This window comes from Bartonella sp. AP150HLJHH (assembly GCF_042196385.1).
Lineage (GTDB): Bacteria > Pseudomonadota > Alphaproteobacteria > Rhizobiales > Rhizobiaceae > Bartonella.
In genome coordinates, this window is record NZ_JBHIQC010000007.1 from 60,705 (window position 1) to 79,822 (window position 19,118).

General features: G+C 37.3%; 14 protein-coding genes. 4 read left to right on the forward strand and 10 right to left on the reverse strand.

Annotated elements, in window-relative coordinates; genetic code table 11:
• Window positions 1-37: 37 nt before the first annotated feature.
• From pyrH to ACFING_RS04600, 4 genes are all read right to left on the reverse strand, one after another.
• Window positions 38-757: a UMP kinase gene (pyrH, locus tag ACFING_RS04585; protein ID WP_273790666.1), complete on the reverse strand. Its 720-nt coding sequence runs from the start codon at window positions 755-757 to the stop codon at window positions 38-40.
• A 157-nt stretch (window positions 758-914) separates the two neighbouring features.
• Window positions 915-1,838 (reverse strand): translation elongation factor Ts, encoded by a 924-nt coding sequence (tsf, locus tag ACFING_RS04590; protein WP_375630041.1) that lies wholly within the window; start codon window positions 1,836-1,838, stop codon window positions 915-917.
• Window positions 1,839-1,940: 102 nt separating this feature from the next.
• Entirely contained in the window at window positions 1,941-2,720 is a 780-nt protein-coding gene (rpsB, locus tag ACFING_RS04595) for a 30S ribosomal protein S2 (protein ID WP_273788135.1), read from the reverse strand.
• Between the two features lie 167 nt (window positions 2,721-2,887).
• Window positions 2,888-3,724 (reverse strand): cell envelope integrity EipB family protein, encoded by an 837-nt coding sequence (locus tag ACFING_RS04600; protein WP_375620783.1) that lies wholly within the window; start codon window positions 3,722-3,724, stop codon window positions 2,888-2,890.
• Window positions 3,725-3,869: 145 nt separating this feature from the next.
• On the opposite strand from ACFING_RS04600, the gene ACFING_RS04605 reads away from it, so the two are divergent.
• Together ACFING_RS04605 and ACFING_RS04610 are read left to right on the forward strand one after the other, a co-directional pair.
• Entirely contained in the window at window positions 3,870-4,331 is a 462-nt protein-coding gene (locus tag ACFING_RS04605) for a RidA family protein (RefSeq protein ID WP_375620782.1), read from the forward strand.
• A gap of 134 nt (window positions 4,332-4,465) precedes the next feature.
• Window positions 4,466-4,888, forward strand: coding sequence for an HIT family protein (locus ACFING_RS04610; RefSeq protein ID WP_375630042.1), 423 nt, complete (start codon window positions 4,466-4,468; stop codon window positions 4,886-4,888).
• A 7-nt stretch (window positions 4,889-4,895) separates the two neighbouring features.
• Here ACFING_RS04610 and clpA read toward each other — a convergent pair whose 3' ends face one another.
• A complete protein-coding gene (gene clpA / locus ACFING_RS04615) occupies window positions 4,896-7,247 on the reverse strand; it encodes an ATP-dependent Clp protease ATP-binding subunit ClpA (protein WP_375630043.1) in 2,352 nt (783 codons plus the stop codon).
• 6 nt (window positions 7,248-7,253) lie between these two features.
• A complete protein-coding gene (gene clpS, locus ACFING_RS04620; protein WP_375630044.1) occupies window positions 7,254-7,625 on the reverse strand; it encodes an ATP-dependent Clp protease adapter ClpS in 372 nt (123 codons plus the stop codon).
• Between the two features lie 234 nt (window positions 7,626-7,859).
• On the opposite strand from clpS, the gene ACFING_RS04625 reads away from it, so the two are divergent.
• Both ACFING_RS04625 and ACFING_RS04630 read left to right on the forward strand, forming a co-directional pair.
• A complete protein-coding gene (locus ACFING_RS04625; RefSeq protein ID WP_375630045.1) occupies window positions 7,860-9,209 on the forward strand; it encodes a D-alanyl-D-alanine carboxypeptidase in 1,350 nt (449 codons plus the stop codon).
• A 32-nt stretch (window positions 9,210-9,241) separates the two neighbouring features.
• Window positions 9,242-9,520, forward strand: coding sequence for a hypothetical protein (locus ACFING_RS04630; RefSeq protein WP_375612117.1), 279 nt, complete (start codon window positions 9,242-9,244; stop codon window positions 9,518-9,520).
• Window positions 9,521-11,282: 1,762 nt separating this feature from the next.
• Here ACFING_RS04630 and ACFING_RS04635 read toward each other — a convergent pair.
• From ACFING_RS04635 to rpoC, 4 genes are all read right to left on the reverse strand, one after another.
• Window positions 11,283-12,674, reverse strand: a complete 1,392-nt coding sequence (locus tag ACFING_RS04635) for an L-serine ammonia-lyase (protein ID WP_375620780.1) — start codon at window positions 12,672-12,674, stop codon at window positions 11,283-11,285.
• A gap of 340 nt (window positions 12,675-13,014) precedes the next feature.
• Window positions 13,015-13,704 (reverse strand): nitroreductase, encoded by a 690-nt coding sequence (locus ACFING_RS04640; RefSeq protein ID WP_375612167.1) that lies wholly within the window; start codon window positions 13,702-13,704, stop codon window positions 13,015-13,017.
• Window positions 13,705-13,961: 257 nt separating this feature from the next.
• Window positions 13,962-14,114: a hypothetical protein gene (locus ACFING_RS04645; protein WP_375630046.1), complete on the reverse strand. Its 153-nt coding sequence runs from the start codon at window positions 14,112-14,114 to the stop codon at window positions 13,962-13,964.
• Window positions 14,115-14,839: 725 nt separating this feature from the next.
• Window positions 14,840-19,051 carry a DNA-directed RNA polymerase subunit beta' gene (gene rpoC, locus ACFING_RS04650; protein WP_375613463.1) on the reverse strand — a complete coding sequence of 1,404 codons (4,212 nt, stop codon included), beginning with the start codon at window positions 19,049-19,051 and terminating at the stop codon, window positions 14,840-14,842.
• Window positions 19,052-19,118 lie beyond the last annotated feature (67 nt).

The window sequence follows — 19,118 nt, forward strand, 5'->3', positions numbered from 1 at the left end:
ATTTCTGTCTCCTTCAATTGTCCTTTGAAGCTTACCCTTATTCCGATACTATTGTAAAGCGTCCTGTTCCATTCAAGACCTTAGCCAAACCGCCTTTTTCATGAATGGAGTACACAATAATCGGTACATTGTTCTCACGTGCTAAAGTGACCGCCGTTGAATCCATAACAGATAATCCCCATTGCAAAACTTCAACATGTGTTAATTGGTCAAAACGCTTAGCCGTAGGGTCTATTTTTGGATCTGCTGAATAAATACCATCAACTTGTGTTCCTTTAAGAAGGACATCCGCACCAATTTCTGCTGCACGTAAAGTAGCAGCAGAATCAGTGGTAAAAAATGGATTTCCTGTACCACCTGCAAAAATAACAACTTTTCCCTGATTCATATAAGCTATTGCTTTACGTTGCGAGAAACTTTCACAAATTTGTGGCATAGCAATCGCAGAGAGTACAACAGTTTCAACCCCTAATTTTGTCAAAGATGTTCGCAATGCTAAAGAGTTAATAGCAGTTGCAAGCATTCCCATATGATCACCTGTCACTCGGTCCCCACCATGCGAAGCAACAGCAACGCCACGAAAAATATTTCCCCCACCGATAACAACCGCAACTTCTATCCCCATTGTGCGCACTTCTGCAATATCAGCGGCAATACGGTCTACAACAGAAACATCAATGCCAAAATTCTGCCCTCCCATAAGAGCTTCACCAGAAGCCTTTAAAAGAATACGTTTATACGGAAGTGCTAATGCCATTAATAATCTCCCCAAAAGCCCATTTACTTTTTGCTTTTGACATCACGAAGGGCACCACTTTTTTCACGTGACGCCCTCTCAACAATTACATTGTTCCCCTCAGAGATTCTACAACCAATGATATGACTTTAAATCTCTGATCAAGAGTTTGCAATAACTAGCCTTTTACAGCAGCAGCAACCTCTGCAGCAAAATCAGACTCCTCCTTTTCCACACCTTCACCTAATGCAAAACGAATAAAGCCTGTAATTTTTGCTGGGGCACCAATTGATTTCTCAGCATCCTTTAGAGCGGCCTCAACAGTTATATCAGGATTCATAACAAAAGCTTGAGAAAGCAAAACAACCTCTTCAAAAAACTTACGCATACGTCCTTCTACCATTTTTTCAATGATATTTTCAGGTTTTCCAGACTGACGCGCTTGATCTGAAAAAATTGCTTTTTCTCGCTCAACAGCAGCAGCATCAACATCTTGTGCTGTAAGTGCTAATGGATTGGTTGCCGCAATATGCATCGCGACCTGCCGACCAAAAGCAAGAGCAGCTTCCTTATTTCCTGTTGTTTCAATTGCAACCAAAACACCAAGTTTTCCAAGCCCATCAGCCACACTATTGTGTATATAAGTCGCAACAACACCATTCTCAACAGACAATTTAGCGGAACGACGAAATGTCATATTTTCGCCAATTGTACCAATTGCATCTTTAATCGTAAGCTCTACAGTCTTCTCAGAACCTGGATAAAGAGAAACAGAAACAGATTCAACATCCCCTGGCGTATCTAAGGCAGCAGTTGCTACTTTACGCACGATGTCTTGGAATCCATCATTGCGCGCAACAAAATCTGTTTCAGAATTAATCTCAACCAAAACTGCATGTGAATCTTTTGATACGACTCCGATTAATCCCTCAGCTGCTGTACGACCAGCCTTTTTATCTGCTTTAGCTATTCCTTTTTTACGAAGCCAATCAACAGCAGCTTCCATATCACCATTGGTCTCTGCTAGGGCGGCTTTACAGTCCATCATACCAGCGCCAGATAGTTCTCGAAGTTCTTTTACTTGTGCAGCAGTAATGCTCATATTTGCCTCTTTATTTTATAACAGTGAAAGCGTGCAAAATCCCTCTGCACGCCTATAACTTCTTCTTTAGACAATAAAAGTACCTTAATTAGGCATTTTATATTATTCAGAAACTTCTGAAACTGCATTTTCTTCCAAAATAGGCTCCACAGGTGCATCAACTTGAGCTCCTAAATCGATACCCATTGCTCCTTGCTGGCGTGCAATACCATCAAGAGCAGCACGGGCAAAAAGATCGCAATAAAGAGAAATTGCACGTGAAGCATCATCATTACCTGGTATTGGATGTGTTACGTCATCGGGATCACAATTGGTATCAATAATAGCAATCACTGGAATACCTAAACGCTTTGCTTCTTGGAGTGCAATATTTTCTTTATTCGTATCGATAACAAAGATAAGATCTGGAACAGAACCCATATCTTTAATACCACCAAGCGCACGATTAAGCTTTTCACGATCACGTTCAAGATTTAAACGTTCCTTTTTAGTAAAGCCTTGCGCTTCAGCAGCAAGAATTTTATCAAGCTTCCGCAAACGATGGATCGAATTGGAAATCGTTTTCCAGTTTGTGAGCATGCCGCCAAGCCAACGTGCATTAACGTAATACTGGGCAGAACGATTCGCCGCATCTGCGATAATGTCAGATGCTTGTCGTTTCGTACCAACAAAGAGAATACGACCACCACGCGCTACAGTATCTGAAACAAGTTTAAGTGCTTGGTGTAAAAGTGGAACAGTCTGAGCAAGGTCAATAATATGGATATTATTACGCTGACCATAAATATAGGGAGTCATTTTGGGATTCCAGCGATGAGTCTGGTGACCAAAATGCACACCGGCTTCTAAAAGCTGGTGCATAGTAAAATCGGGTAGTGCCATAAATCTTATCCTTTCCGGTTCAACCTCCGCGGAAAAAGCAGGAAGACCTGCTACCGGCGGATGCTTGCTAGAAGTTTCTCACAGATCATTTGCAAACACCCAGACTCCGCGTGTGGAATAGCGCAAACATACTAATATTTGATTCTTTTTCAAGTTATTTTCTTTAATCATTTAATATTTGCATTTTCACATTGATTAAGATCTTTTCCAAGTTCCAAGAATTCGAGACTGTTCAATTTTGCACGCACTGAAAAAGTTCCATAATCTATATGAAGATCACGCATGACACCATTCTCATGTAAGAGAAAACTGCTACGATAAACCGGCAAACCATCTTTATTTTCTCCATCATCAAAATAAGAAATTGTAACAGGCCAATATTCTTCTTCATCCAATTTTCTTACTTTTTCCGTTTCGCTATCAGATAAAAGCGTCTTCTTTTCCCCTATGACGATACTTTCTTTTATAACTTTATCTGCTTTATTTGTCCCATCAAATACAGTAACATTGTAAAAATGATCTCCTGCTTTTGCATGGCGGATAATATTTTTTAGTTGCATCATTGGAAATTCAGCCATTGCAAGCTTATACTCTTTTTCCTTTGGCTTTTTTAAGGTAACTGTGATACCATCTTGCGTACGCTCCGCAACCCCCTCGGCACGATGCACAACCTCTTCTCCCTCTTGATCTGTAATATTAAAACGAAATGTACGGCTGTCTCCTGTTTCATAACTCGTCGTCTGTTGATCCGTCAAACGTACTGGCATATCTTCAATGTGAACACGGCTAATGAAACGAAAACGTGTGCTATAGCCTTGGCATGCCGAACCAGTAAGCTCGTAAACCATTCGTCCTGACATCGCAGAAATTGTCATTTCATGAGAAACACTATCGAGATGAAAATCATAAATTGCTCGATGAGGCACAATAAAAATGGGCTCTTCAGCTCTCGCAGTACATAAAAAAACAATATATAAAATTATTATAAATAATGATCTAATCATTCCCAACTTCCGAACTTTATCCCCGTTGCATAACATCATACAATAAGGCAAAAAAGGTTAATTTCTCAATTAACCACACATTTTCTTAAATCAAAAAATAGATTATGCAATGAATATATTATAGAGCAGCTATGGAGTTAAAATTATGACCAATATGATTGAAAAAAACTTAGAAAAATTCGGAATCACTCTTCCTGAAGTAATCTCCCCCCTTGCCAATTACATCACCACTTCACAAAGTGGCAATCAAATCTTTATTTCTGGACAACTCCCTCTTATTAATGGAAAACCAATAGCCATCGGTAAAGTTGGTGCAACTGTGAATACCGAACAAGCCCAAAAAGCATCTGAAGCTTGCGCTCTCAATATTCTCGCGCAACTCAAGGCAACTCTGGGTGACTTAAATAAAATAAAACGTGTGGTCAAAATTACTGTTTTTGTGGCTGTAGATTCTCATTTTACCGATATTCCTTTTGTTGCCAATGGAGCTTCTAATTTATTCGTCAATATCCTTGGTGAAATTGGAAAACACGCCCGTTCTGCTATTGGTGTTGCCTCTCTTCCTATGGATGTTCCTGTAGAAGTTGAAGCCATTATAGAAATCTAAACCTTCATTAAGACAGTGCATTATCCTAAATATAACTGAAGTCAAAATACTTCTTTGTCTTACACTCTGATAAACCTTGCATTTTTTCGTTTTTAAATTAGAATCTTAAACTTACGATAAAAGGAAATATTTGTATGAAACAAGCTTATGACAATAACAATATTTTTGCTAAATTGATTCGCAATGAAATCCCTTCTGTTCGTGTCTACGAAGATGATGATGTTATTGGATTTATGGATATCATGCCACAAGCACCAGGTCATACGCTGGTCATTCCTAAAAAAGGCTCTAGAAACTTACTTGATGCAGATCCTGAAACATTATTTCCTATTATTAAAGCTGTTCAAAAAATTGCAAATGCTGTCAAAAAAGCCTTTCAAGCAGATGGCATAACTGTCATGCAATTTAATGAAGCAGCTAGTCAACAAACCGTCTATCACCTTCATTTTCATATTATACCACGTATGGAGGGAATAGAGCTTACCCCTCATAATGATATGGTAACGCCTCCAGAAATACTTGAAGAGAATGCAAAAAAAATTCGTGCAGCTTTATAACACACTCTTAAGTTGTTGTACTTTTTTTTCCTACACGTTTTTTTGTAAAGTTTTCCATTTTACTTTTCTTTGAACTTACAGATATATCGGAAGATGAAATTTCTAACTGTAAGCTTTCTTTTTTACCATTTGATTTTTGTGTCAATACGCGAACGGTCCCACCATTGCGTAACTTTCCAAATAAAATTTCATCAGCTAATGGCTTTTTAATATATTCTTGTATAACACGCCCTAATGGGCGTGCTCCCATCTGAGAATCATATCCTTTATTAGAAAGCCATAAAGTTGCAGAAGGGCTTAATTCAAAACAAATTCCCCGATCAGCTAATTGTGCTTCAAGCTGAAAAATAAATTTTTGCACTATCTGATTGATGATTAAATGAGATAAAGGTGCAAACGGAATAATTGCATCTAACCGATTACGAAATTCTGGTGTAAATAACCGATTGATTGCTTCTATATCCTCACCATCACGATGTACTTTCCCAAATCCAATAGCTGATTTTGCCATATCTGAAGCACCAGCATTGGTTGTCATAATCAAAATAACATTGCGGAAATCAATTTTCTTACCATTATGGTCTGTTAATCTACCATAATCCATTACCTGCAATAAAATATTAAATAACTCTGGATGCGCTTTCTCAATCTCATCTAGCAATAGAACTGCGTGAGGTTTCTGATCAACTGCATCTGTAAGGAGACCTCCTTGATCAAACCCTATATAACCTGGAGGTGCTCCGATTAAACGTGCTACCGTATGCCGTTCCATATATTCTGACATATCAAAACGCAATAATTCAATGCCTAAAGATGATGCAAGCTGTTTTGCAACTTCAGTTTTTCCTACACCTGTTGGTCCTGAAAATAAATAACTTCCTATTGGTTTATCCGGTTCGCGTAAACCTGCTCGCGCCAATTTTATGGATGAAACTAAGACGGAAATTGCCTGATCTTGACCATAAACAACATGTTTGAGTTCTCTTTCAAGCTTACTCAGTATCTTCTGATCATTCCGAGAAACTGTTTTTGGTGGAATTCTTGCAATTGTAGCAACAGTCGCTTCAATTTCTTTAACACCTATACTCTTCTTGCGTTGTTTTTGTGGCAAAAGCTTTTGCGCTGCGCCACTTTCATCAATAATATCAATTGCTTTGTCAGGTAACCTACGGTCAATTATATAACGTGAAGATAATTCTACAGATGCCTTCATCGCCTGATCTGTATATTTAATCTGATGAAAATCTTCAAAGTAAGGCTTCATCCCCTGCAAAATCTTAATCGCATCTGTAACAGAAGGTTCATTAATATCAATCTTCTGAAAACGACGCTCTAAAGCACGATCTTGTTCAAAGAATTTGCGATATTCTCTGTAAGTCGTCGAACCAATACATCGCATAGTTCCAGAAGATAACACAGGTTTCAAAAGATTTGCTGCATCCATATTTCCCCCTAATGTCGCTCCTGCTCCAATTAAGGTATGAATTTCATCAATAAATAAAATAGCATCTGGATACAGCTCAAACTCTTTAATAACTTGCTTTAAGCGTTCTTCAAAATCACCGCGATAACGTGTACCTGCAACAAGTCCCCCCATATCAAGAGAAAATATTGTTGCATTTGATAAAACTTCAGGCACTTGCCCATCAACAATACGCTTTGCCAACCCCTCAATTATAGCTGTTTTCCCTACTCCAGGATCACCAACCAAAAGCGGATTGTTTTTTGACCTTCGACATAAAATCTGTATCATGCGTGAAATTTCTATTTCACGGCCAATTAATAAATCAATTTTTCCATTACGTGCTTTACAATTGAGATCAACACAATAATTCGTTAAAGCACTTGTTCCTCTTTCACCATTATCCGAAATCTGCTGATCTAATTGCTCTTCAAGTCCTTCAAGTAACATGGATAACCCATCATCACGCGTGACACCCTGTGAAATAAAACGTACAGCATCGTAGCGTGTCATTCCCATCTCTTGAAGAAAATATGCTGCATGGCTTTCACGTTCAGAAAAAATTGCAACAAGAACATTTGCCCCCGATACTTCATCTTTTCCAGCTGATTGTGCATGAATCACCGCACGTTGGATAACACGCTGGAAAAAAGCTGTAGGCTTTGTATCCTCATCAGCTCTAATCTGTTCATCTAACTCTGAGCGAAGATAATTGGTTAAGCGCTCTCGCAATTCCTCCACATCTACTTGGCAAGCCTGAATAACGGAATTTGCATCGGCATCATCTAACAGCGCAAGTAGAAGATGCTCTAGTGTTGCATATTCATGCCGTGCTTGAGTAGCAATTGTTAATGCACGATGCAAAACCTCTTCAAGACTAGGTGTAAAAGATGGCATAGCTCCTCACTTCCATTCCATTACACATTGTAACGGATGTTCATTTTGACGCGCACATTCCCTCACTTGTAATATTTTCATTTCAGCGACTTCATAAGTGTAAGTCCCACATTCTCCTATCCCATTGTGATGAACATCTAACATTATCCGCGTTGCCTCTTCGAAACTTTTTTTAAAAAAGTTCTTCAAAACGAAAACAACAAAATCCATAGGTGTGTAATCATCATTAAGCAAAAAAACTCGACATAATTTAGGTTTTTCGAGTTTTTCTCTAGCCTTAGGCATTATAACCGCACCATGCCTACCTTCATCCCAATTCTTGCCCTTTTCATTATGCATAATATGAGCTATAGAGTTTATTATGAGCATCTGTCCCATTATCGTTTTCCATGCAGCACATTTTTATTAATTTTAAATTCTTTCATAACTATTGCAATACCTGTTTGTATTAGAAAAAAATTTCCCTCTATGGTTAGACTTCAATCACTCACTCATAAAATAACTTCTGTAAACAAATTAGTAATACCATTCGTCTAAACTGCATCAATAAATTACAGAAAAGGAAGCTTTATAGAAGTTTTTTAGGATAAATGGAGAAATAGGATACTGCAAGTGTATATTAATTATCAAAAAATTATGCGCTACTGTAAAACAATAGCAATTTCTTTTGTTATGTTAGCTTTTTCTTACTGTTGGGCATCCGCCACACCTCAAGGGGCCTATCCTGATAAGTATGCGGCTATTGTTATAGATGCTACTACGGGAAAAACTTTATTTCAAGCCAATGCAACACTGAAACGTTATCCTGCTTCTTTAACAAAAATGATGACATTGTACTTACTCTTTGAAGCTATGCAGATGCGTCGTGTGACACCAAATACACCAATTCCTGTTTCTCATTATGCAGCAATGCGTCCACCGACAAAAATTGGGTTTAAAGCAGGCCAAACAATTTCTGCTGAAGCAGCAGCTAAAGCGCTCATTACAAGATCCGCAAATGATGTTGCTGCTGCCATTGCAGAATATCTTGGAGGTAGTGAAAAAAAATTCGCTCAAATGATGACAGTAAAAGCTCGTAAACTTGGTATGAAACATACACATTTTGCAAATGCTTCAGGACTTCCGGATATGCACAATTATTCTACAGCACGAGATATAGCGACTTTGTCATTAGCTTTACGTAAACATTTTCCCAAACAATATAAATTGTTCAAAACAAAAAGTTTTAATTTTCGTGGACATAAAATTAACAGCCACAATAAACTTGTTAAAATAATGAAAGGTGTCGATGGAATTAAAACAGGCTACACACAAATGTCAGGTTCTAATTTAGCAACTTCGATGCGTCTTGAGGGGCGCTCTATTGTCGCTGTTGTTATGGGAGGTAAATCATCTACTGCACGTGACGAGCATATGGCTAGCTTATTGAATCAATATTTGCCCAAAGCAAGCCAAATGAAAAGTGGTGAACGTTTAATAGCTTCTGTACGCTATCACTTACCCACTGGGGCTAATACTCCTATACCGACCATTAAAGCTGATTCAAGTAATTTTGACGATGAAATTTCGACTATGTTGACAGCATTTGCAGAACAACCTAAAAACTCCAATATCGCAATAACGGCTGTCAATAAGGTAATTATACCAATACCGAATCCTCAAAAAACTATACCGGCTGAGACTCATAAAATTGTAACAGTCTCTTTGTCCGAAAATGCCGGATGGGCTATCCAAATTGGTTCTCTTCCTAGTGAAGAACAAGCAAAAACTCTACTTTTAAAAGCAAAAAATACAGCTTTTTCCACTTTAAAGAACGCATCTTCACATATGCAACTGTTTGAAAAAAATGGGCAGCGTTATTACCGAGCGCGCTTTACAGGGTTTCAATCAAAAAAAGCTGCATTTGATGCTTGCTCTACATTAAAGAAAGCAAATTTTAACTGCTATACTGTAGCCTACTAAAAATTTTTGAATTCTGCGTTAAGGATAGTATTATGACAGATAATGCTTTTGCTTCATTCCATAAAAAAGAAGTTTTATTGAAGCAATCATCCCTCCTTTCATTGCGTTCTCTTCACGATGCTGCCGCAAAACTTACTGGTTTAAAATATAATTCGACTGCATTAGATACACAGTCTCTTGTTAACCTTCTCATTTGCCAAACAATGCGCAACCGTCGTCTCATAATGCCTCCTGTACGCATTCATTTACGTGTTGCGAGCCAAACTGGTAATGTGCCTATTAAAATCCGTTTAGGAGCAACAAATATTTAATTCTACAGACCCTCTCTAAAAAATTATTTTATTATTAACCATTATCTACAGCCTTAGAAAACCTTTTGATAAACATACTTTTTTCTTAAATTGTTGAATTTTCTGACAGCTTTTCCAACTATCCAATATCTCCAAGCTTTCAATAAAAACATTGTTAAGGACATAAGAATACCCAATATTTTTCCACTTTTGGATTTAATATAAAAAATTATCCTTGATATCTTTCTGGAAAAAATGAATAGCTTCATTAGATGAAAGCTTATCGATTTGATGGGATTATTGTAAAAGTTCAATAAAGAAAATCCCTCTTAATAACGCTCCCTATACAACATAACCGCTGTAAAAAAAAACAATCTCACTCCTCTTACTTGTATTTATGTCAACAGGCACAGCAAATTGGAAAATACAAATACTATCGATGAAAAAACGTAAACAAATTATCAGATTAAATATTATGATAACGATTTCCATAAGATTTTAATTTATAATTATAATTTATTTTTTGCATATTGAACAAGAGATTTTCGTAAAATAATCTTATTTTACTTCTTATCTTGAATCAGTCAAAATCGCTCGCTTGCTCATCACGAGCAAAATTAGCATATAAACCATTTAAAAAAGGATGATAGTGCTGGTTTTCTCCCTTTATAAATAAAGATGCTAATACTCTATAGCTTTTATACCATTCATGGAAAACTTACATTATATTATTCATATGCAAGATACTGATTTATAAAGATAATTAATTATTTTTTTTGTTAGATGAGAATCTCGAATATCGTAAGATTCTCTCATTTAAAATCTGTTTATGTTGAATCAATCAAAACCGTCTCTTGCATGTTATGAGCGAGATTAGTGTGTAGCGTGAAACTGTCCCAAAAAGACTAAAAATGCCTATAATGAACCGTTTCAAATGCCAAGTGCTTTAGTCCCCCTGTACAGAGGGGGGCTGGTAAAGTGTGTAACCATGCCAGCGTACTTCTTTTTATTAAGCATAAAGATAGAGACAGCTCAATGGATTTACCGTTATATCATTCACAGGTGCCATCGCGAAATGAGCTTGGGGGGAGGCCTGAGAGATATTTTTTTAAAACGAACTCACGAACGCGTAACACGACAATGTTCTATCGTGTGCATTCTATTCTCATGAGAATTTTTATAAATATTTCTTAATGTATACGTTATTATTTATTTTAATTTTTTTGTCGGTACAAAATTTATAAATAAAAAAGATATTTCCAATATATCTCTTAATTATTGTAAATTAGTGTTTTTTTTCAAGGCATTTTTTACCATACTAGGTAGAAAAAAACTTCACTTTTAAAAAATTAAAACCTTTAAAATTCTACTTTCTTCATCATAATTATTCAGACTTAAAACAAATTTTCCTTGGATACTCAGGCATAATCTTCCATTACTTAAAAGATATATGGCTATGGAAACTTTTTAAAGCCATAAAACCCAGCTAAAAATAATAGCAGATTGATCACTAATTTTACTTTACGCTTTCTTATTTTTTCCAAATTACACTTTTTCCCCACTTTAGAGACAAATCAAACAGATGTACAACACTCTCCCCTCCAAGCTTGCATGCAACACCTATTATTCGTTAAGAAAACACTGAATCACCTCAGATTTATTTCAAACTACTGCTGCATTAAAGTGGAATTTTGATTTATAAGGAACAAAAAACATAAGCTTTATTAGGAAATACGATCTCTCTCCCAAAAGTCCAGTTATGGATTGAAAAATGTTCCAGCTCTTAACAAGATATCGCATTGACTGCAAGACCACCTTTACTTGTCTCTTTATAGCGTTCACTCATATCATGACCAGTCTGGCGCATTGTTTCTATACAAGCATCAAGAGAAACAAAATGATCTCCATTACCATATAATGCAAGAGAAGAAGCCGTTACCGCCTTAACAGCTCCCATTGCATTACGCTCAATACAAGGCACTTGTACAAGACCAGCAACAGGATCACATGTCATTCCCAAGTGATGTTCAAGCGCAATTTCTGCCGCATTTTCAATTTGAGCTGGTGTTCCACCTAACGCTGCGGTCAACCCTGCTGCGGCCATTGAAGATGCCGTTCCAACTTCACCTTGACACCCAACTTCTGCACCAGAAATAGAGGCATTATGTTTAATAACACCACCTATAGCTGCTGCCGTTAATAGAAAATTATGTATTCCCTCTCGATCTGAATCATCATTAAACTGAAGATAATAACGCAAAACGGCTGGGACGACACCGGCTGCTCCATTTGTTGGTGCTGTAACAACACGACCACCTGCTGCATTTTCCTCATTGACTGCTATAGCATATACCGAAAGCCAATCATTTGCCCAAAGTGGATAATTGTAATTTTTCTTTTGTTTTTCCAAAAGCGTTTCATGCAGCTTTTTAGCGCGCCTTAAAACACGCAATCCACCAGGCAACTCACCTTCTTGTGAAAGACCTCTATCAATGCAATTTGTCATCGCTGAAAAAATTTCATCAAGCCCTACATCAAGAGAAGAACGCTCTATCTTTGTTTCTTCATTTAAGCGCTTCATTTCAGCAATTGAAAGTCCTGATTTTTCTGCCATTGATAACATTGTACAAGCAGAATCGAATGGATATGGTACCTCAAATGCTTCTGGTTGTATATTATCATTCATATGGCTTAATTCATCCTCAGTCACAACAAAGCCACCACCGATAGAATAATAAATCTGCCGCAACAGAACATTCCCATCAGTATCAAGTCCTTCAAAGGCTAGTCCATTTGTATGTCCAGGGAGGATTTGCTTTCGTTCAAAAATAAGATCACGTTGCACATCAAACTGATAAGCGGGATGACCTTCTGGTTGCACTTTTTTTTCACGTATAACTTTTTCTAACAAAAACCCCATGCTATCAGGATCAACAGTAGAAGCTTTTTCTCCTAAAAGTCCTAATATGATAGCTCTATCTGTTGCATGACCAATACCCGTGAAAGCTAAAGAACCATAAAGATAAACACGTATACGAGAAACTTGAACATCAGACGACTGAGAAAAATCCCCTATCTTTTGCAAAAACATATTAGCAGCAGTCATTGGTCCCATCGTATGTGAGCTAGAAGGACCAATCCCAATTTTAAAAAGTTCAAAAACAGATAGAAACACGTATCACCTTAAACTATAGTACAGCTTGAGCATATATGCTTTTTCATAACGTTTCTTCCGTTTAAAATCAAATTGCGAGATAAACTAAAAAAATGACAACAATAAACACGAATGTCGCTCGTCTTGCTACCACCCAACACTTTCTTTCTATAGTGTTTTCCATTAGCCAACCTTTAAAACTGACAATGCCCCTAGAGTCACTACTCCCAATGTTCCAAACGTAGTAAAATAAGTGTTAATATGCAATATTAAAATTCAATAAGGATGAGAAATCTTATCGGAAATATTTTTCATAATGCACTAAGTTCTTCAAAACATATGCTTAATTGTATAAAATATTTTATGGGTATGTTTCAATGAAACGTACAAATTTTTCTAACGATTCTCGTTCTGTCTCAAAATTGTTTTCTGGAGCACTCATATCGCGATAACCAAGTGCCATACCACAGATAATATGGCGATCAGAAGGAATAGATAAAAGCGTACGAATCTGTTTATGATAATCAGCAAAAGCAGCTTGAGGACAGGTATCTAATCCAAATCCACGTGCAGCTAACATAATGGTCTGCATAAACATACCCAAATCAAGCCAACTCCCCATTTCCATGTCGTGATCCATTGTAAATAAGAGTCCTACAGGTGCATCAAAAAATAAAAAATTTCGCGCCTTTTGATGAAGTATTTTTTCTTCATCACCTTTTTGAATTCCAAGACTCTGATAAAGATCCAAACCAACTTTTCGACGCCTTGAAATATAAGGCTCACGCCACTGACGTGGATAATAACTATATTCACGCTCTCCTTTTACACCTGAAAGCACAAGTTGTGAAAGCTCTTGCCCTACTTTCTGTAATACACTTCCTGTAAGCACAATTACTTGCCATGGCTGAATATTTGTTCCAGATGGTGCACGTGCTGCAAGTTTTAAGATTTCTTTGATTGTTTCCAAACTAACTGGCTGATCAGTAAAAGCGCGAATTGACTTTCGTGACAAAATAGATTGAAAAACACTCATAGGAGAAACTGTCATTGTTTTTACTTTCTTTATGAAAAATAGTTTTTTCTTATCAAGAATAATATACTGCGAAAATACCTTTGCAGCTTTTTCAAACACTCTATTTCTTTAAATGACTTACACATTTCACGCAGTGGTAAATATTCCCCTTAGAGACGGTATAATCTATCTCTTTTAAGAGAAAGAAATTAGTCTAAAAGAAGACAAAATAAATTTATAATCAATGACTACCCTCCAACTCCGCTAAGCTCTCAAAAAAAACTCTCTTCAATTCATTCTAAATCCTGTAGAAGATCATCAACATCATGCTGCATCTGCTTTAAATCAGTTCGTTTTTTATGAATTCCTGCAATTAATTTCTTAAGCTTTTTCTCATCATCAGGTGGTTTTCCAACCATTGTCAACATATCAGATATTTCAGACAACGAAAATTTTACTCTGTTAGCATACAGGATTTGTTTTAACTTATGACGATCCGTTTATGTATAAATCCGTGTACTTCCACACCGAAAAGGGATAAGAAGTCCCTCTTCTTCATAGCAAAGTTCGAGCTATTATTGAAAACTCACGTGTTAATTTTCCAATTGAATAATATTCGTACATTTTATTATTCTGTCTGCATAGATCACATTGTTATAAGAAATATGTCTATTTTTTATATAACTTAATAAGCACCCCAATCTCTACTTTCCTGCATTCTAATTTATAAGAAAATACATTCTTATCGTACAAGCATTGTATAGTAGAGAATCAATTATTTTTTAGATTACAGAAAAGACTATTGATCTTTCATTATAAGTCTTTTTAAAGCTTTATAGAAGATATCAATCAAAAAATTTACTCAAATTCAAAATCAATCATTATTTGATTTGTAGATAATCAACTCTTTTCCTTGAATATGATTTTTGAGTTTCACATATTTGGAAAAAAACTTTCTATACTGCTTTTAGAAATTAAGAAACTTTAAAATAAAGTAACAAAAAAGATAAGCATCATTACAAAACAATAAGCTACTAAAGATGTTTAAAATAACTATCGCCTTATAATTTTTGATATTTTTCAAAAAAATATACAACTTCTGTATTTCGAAATAAAAAAACGTCTGAACGTTCTATTCAGACGTTTTTTATTATGTGATGTTGTATTTAAATTATTCAGCAACGGCCCCAGTTGTCATATTTGTCAACATAGCCTTAGCCACTTCGTTATTACTAGACTTACGCTGCTCATCTACAATCAAATCATCACGAACTGCAGCAATACGACGGATTTGAGAAATTGTACCACCCGTACCTGCTGGAATAAGACGACCGACAATAACGTTCTCTTTAAGTCCTTGCAAAGTATCAATTTTACCAGAAACTGCTGCTTCAGTAAGAACACGTGTTGTTTCCTGAAACGATGCCGCCGAAATGAAAGAAGGCGTTTGAAGAGAAGCTTTTGTAATTCCAAGAAGAATGGGATTACCAGATGCTGGTTTCTTCCCTTCTGCAATCAAATTATCATTGATTTCATCAAGTTCAATACGATCAACATTATCACCTGGAATATAACCAGAATCTCCAGATTCAGTAATTTCAACTTTTTGCAACATTTGACGAACAATCACTTCAATGTGCTTATCATTAATAAGAACTCCCTGCAGACGATAAACCTCCTGAATCTCATTAACAAGATAAGATGCCAAAGCTTCAACCCCCTTAATCGCCAAGATGTCATGAGGTGCTGGATTACCATCAAGGATATAATCTCCCTTTTCAATTTGATCGCCTTCTTGGAAGTGGAACAACTTACCTTTTGGAATCAAGTATTCTACTGCCTCAAGAGTTTCATCATTTGGTTCAATAATGATACGACGTTTATTCTTATAACCACGGCCAAATCGAATTGTACCACTAACTTCAGCAATAATCGCATGATCCTTTGGACGACGCGCTTCAAAAAGCTCAGCCACACGAGGAAGACCACCCGTAATATCTTTCGTCTTGGCACTTTCCATTGGCAAACGAGCAATAACATCACCAGCCTTAACATGAGCACCAAGCTCAACAGAAAGAATAGTTTCCACTGACATCATATAACGGGCTTCACCTCCCTTATACAATTTAGCAATGGATTCACCTTCTTTATCCGTGTGAATAATAATAGCTGGTTTAAGATCCGCACCACGTGGATTAGCGCGCCAATCAATCACCAAACGCTTCGTAATACCCGTAGATTCATCAGCTGTTTCAGTGACAGATAAACCATCAATCATATCTTCAAAACCCACATAGCCTTCAACTTCCGTTAAAATTGGACGTGTATAAGGATCCCATTCTGCTATACGTTGGCCACGTTTAACCACATCACCATCATCAACAAAAATATGAGCACCATAGCTAACACGATGTACAACGCGCTCTTTTCCTAACTCATCCTTGATAAGGATAGCCATATTACGCCCCATAACAACCAAATGGCCTTCAGAGTTACGAACTACATTACGATTACGAATCTCCACCTTACCTTCATAAGATGCCTCTAAATACGATGAATCAACAACCTGCGCAGTTCCTCCTAAGTGGAAAGTACGCATAGTAAGCTGTGTTCCCGGCTCACCAATGGATTGAGCAGCAATAACACCAACCGCTTCTCCCTGATTAACAGGTGTTCCACGCGCCAAATCACGACCATAGCATTTTGCACAAACACCAAGACGTGTTTCACATGTTAATGCAGAACGAATTTGAACAGATTGAATCCCAGCTGCTTCAATCTTCGCGACATCAGCTTCCTCAATCATTGCCCCACCTTCAAGGATAACCTCTCCAGAGACAGGATGTAGAATATCAACAAGCGCTGTACGACCAAGAATTCTTTGCCCAAGGGAGGCAACAATTTGTCCTGCATCAACAATCGGCTGCATGGTAAGCCCTTTTGCGGTACCACAATCAACTGCTGAAATAATAGCATCCTGTGCAACATCAACAAGACGCCGTGTTAAATAACCAGAGTTCGCCGTCTTTAACGCAGTATCAGCAAGTCCTTTACGTGCACCATGCGTGGAATTGAAGTATTCATTAACAGTTAGACCTTCTTTAAAATTTGAAATAATGGGTGTTTCAATAATTTCACCCGATGGTTTTGCCATTAATCCACGCATACCGGCCAATTGTCTCATCTGGTTAGCAGAACCACGAGCACCAGAGTGCGACATCATATAGATAGAATTCATCGGCCGTTGACGACCTGTTTTAGGATCAAAATCCACAGCTTGAATACGTTTCATCATTTCATCTGCGACGCGATCTGTACATTTACCCCAAGCATCTACAACCTTATTGTATTTTTCGCCTTGTGTAATCAAACCATCATTATATTGCTGTTCGTACTCCTTAGCCAAAGCTTCTGTTTCTGCGACTAAACGCGACTTACTATCAGGAATAACCATATCGTCCTTACCGAATGAAATTCCTGCACGACAAGCATAAGAAAAGCCAAGCTGCATAATACGGTCACAAAAAATAACCGTCTCTTTTTGTCCACAGTGCCGATAAACATGATCAATCATTTTAGAAATGTTCTTTTTCGTCATCTCTTGATTGACAATATCAAATGAGATATCCGCACTTTTTGGCAAAAGCTCACCGATAATCAAACGACCAGGTGTCGTATCATAAAGTTTAGAGACTTCTTTTCCATCCTTCCCCATATTCTTAACACGGCCTTTAATCTTCGTATGAAGCGTTATAACCTTATTTTCCAAGGCATAATGAAGCTCACCTATATCAGAAAAGGCCATTCCTTCACCTGGTTCTTTTTCAGAAACAATTGAAAGATAATAAAGACCAAGAACCATATCCTGTGAGGGAACAATAATGGGAGCACCATTTGCCGGATGAAGAATATTATTGGTGGACATCATCAAAACACGGGCTTCAAGCTGTGCTTCAAGAGAAAGCGGCACGTGAACCGCCATCTGATCACCATCAAAATCTGCATTAAAAGCAGTACACACCAGTGGATGAAGTTGAATAGCTTTGCCTTCAATTAAGATAGGTTCAAAAGCCTGAATCCCCAAACGGTGCAATGTTGGCGCGCGGTTGAGTAAAACAGGGTGTTCACGAATAACCTCATCCAAGATATCCCAAACTTCTGGATGTTCTTTTTCAACAAGCTTCTTTGCCTGCTTTACCGTTGATGAATAGCCTTTTGCATCAAGCCGCGCATAAATAAAAGGCTTAAATAATTCAAGAGCCATTTTTTTGGGAAGACCACATTGATGCAATTTTAATTCAGGACCCGTCACGATAACAGAACGCCCCGAGTAATCAACACGCTTCCCAAGTAAGTTCTGACGAAAACGCCCTTGCTTGCCCTTCAACATATCTGATAAAGACTTAAGAGGACGTTTATTGGCTCCAGTAATCACACGCCCACGCCGTCCATTATCAAACAATGCATCAACAGCTTCTTGTACCATACGCTTTTCATTGCGTACGATAATTCCAGGAGCTCGCAATTCAATCAGCCGCTTCAAGCGGTTATTACGATTAATAACACGCCGATAAAGATCATTCAGATCTGATGTCGCAAAACGCCCACCATCAAGCGGAACCAATGGACGCAAATCCGGTGGAATAACCGGAATTGTTTTCATAATCATCCACTCTGGCTTATTTCCAGATTCAAGAAAATTTTCAACGATTTTAAGTCGTTTAATCAATTTTTTCTGCTTTAACTCTGAAGTTGTTTCAGCTAATTCAAGACGCAAATCATTAGCGATTTTATCTAACTCCATACTAGCTAAAAGCTCGTAAATAGCTTCAGCGCCAATCATAGCTGTAAACTGATCTTCTCCAAATTCATCAATAGCAAGCATATATTCTTCTTCAGAAAGAAGCTGATGGAGCTTAAGAGATGTTAACCCTGGTTCGGTTACAATATAATTCTCAAAATAAAGAACCCGTTCAATATCTTTTAAAGTTAAATCTAAAAGTGTAGAAATACGGCCTGGTAATGATTTAAGAAACCATATATGCGCAACGGGTGCCGCAAGTTCAATATGCCCCATACGCTCACGACGTACGCGCGAAAGAGTAACCTCTACACCACATTTTTCACAAATAATGCCCTTATACTTCATGCGTTTATATTTGCCACATAGACATTCATAGTCCTTAATAGGGCCAAATATACGTGCACAAAAAAGACCATCACGTTCTGGTTTAAAAGTCCGATAATTAATAGTCTCAGGCTTCTTAATCTCACCATACGACCAGGACAAAATTTTCTCAGGACTCGCAATAGAAATACGAATAGAGTCAAATGTCTGCGCTGGCGCTTGAGGATTGAAAAGATTCATGACCTCGTGGTTCATGCTGTTCTCCTTCAAAGATTCTTAGAACCTGTTGTAATATCTCATTTATTTTATAACAGATCTTCTT

Excerpts from the sequence above, each read along its gene's own strand:
- ACFING_RS04630 (WP_375612117.1), top strand. The coding sequence starts at position 9,242 with ATGACAGATAATGCTTTTGCTTCATTCCATAAAAAAGAAGTTTTATTG.
- rpsB (WP_273788135.1), bottom strand. The coding sequence starts at position 2,720 with ATGGCACTACCCGATTTTACTATGCACCAGCTTTTAGAAGCCGGTGTG.
- ACFING_RS04610 (WP_375630042.1), top strand. The coding sequence starts at position 4,466 with ATGAAACAAGCTTATGACAATAACAATATTTTTGCTAAATTGATTCGC.
- tsf (WP_375630041.1), bottom strand. The coding sequence starts at position 1,838 with ATGAGCATTACTGCTGCACAAGTAAAAGAACTTCGAGAACTATCTGGC.
- rpoC (WP_375613463.1), bottom strand. The coding sequence starts at position 19,051 with ATGAACCACGAGGTCATGAATCTTTTCAATCCTCAAGCGCCAGCGCAG.
- clpA (WP_375630043.1), bottom strand. The coding sequence starts at position 7,247 with ATGCCATCTTTTACACCTAGTCTTGAAGAGGTTTTGCATCGTGCATTA.
- ACFING_RS04640 (WP_375612167.1), bottom strand. The coding sequence starts at position 13,704 with ATGACAGTTTCTCCTATGAGTGTTTTTCAATCTATTTTGTCACGAAAG.
- pyrH (WP_273790666.1), bottom strand. The coding sequence starts at position 757 with ATGGCATTAGCACTTCCGTATAAACGTATTCTTTTAAAGGCTTCTGGT.
- clpS (WP_375630044.1), bottom strand. The coding sequence starts at position 7,625 with ATGGGACAGATGCTCATAATAAACTCTATAGCTCATATTATGCATAAT.
- ACFING_RS04605 (WP_375620782.1), top strand. The coding sequence starts at position 3,870 with ATGACCAATATGATTGAAAAAAACTTAGAAAAATTCGGAATCACTCTT.
- ACFING_RS04600 (WP_375620783.1), bottom strand. The coding sequence starts at position 3,724 with ATGATTAGATCATTATTTATAATAATTTTATATATTGTTTTTTTATGT.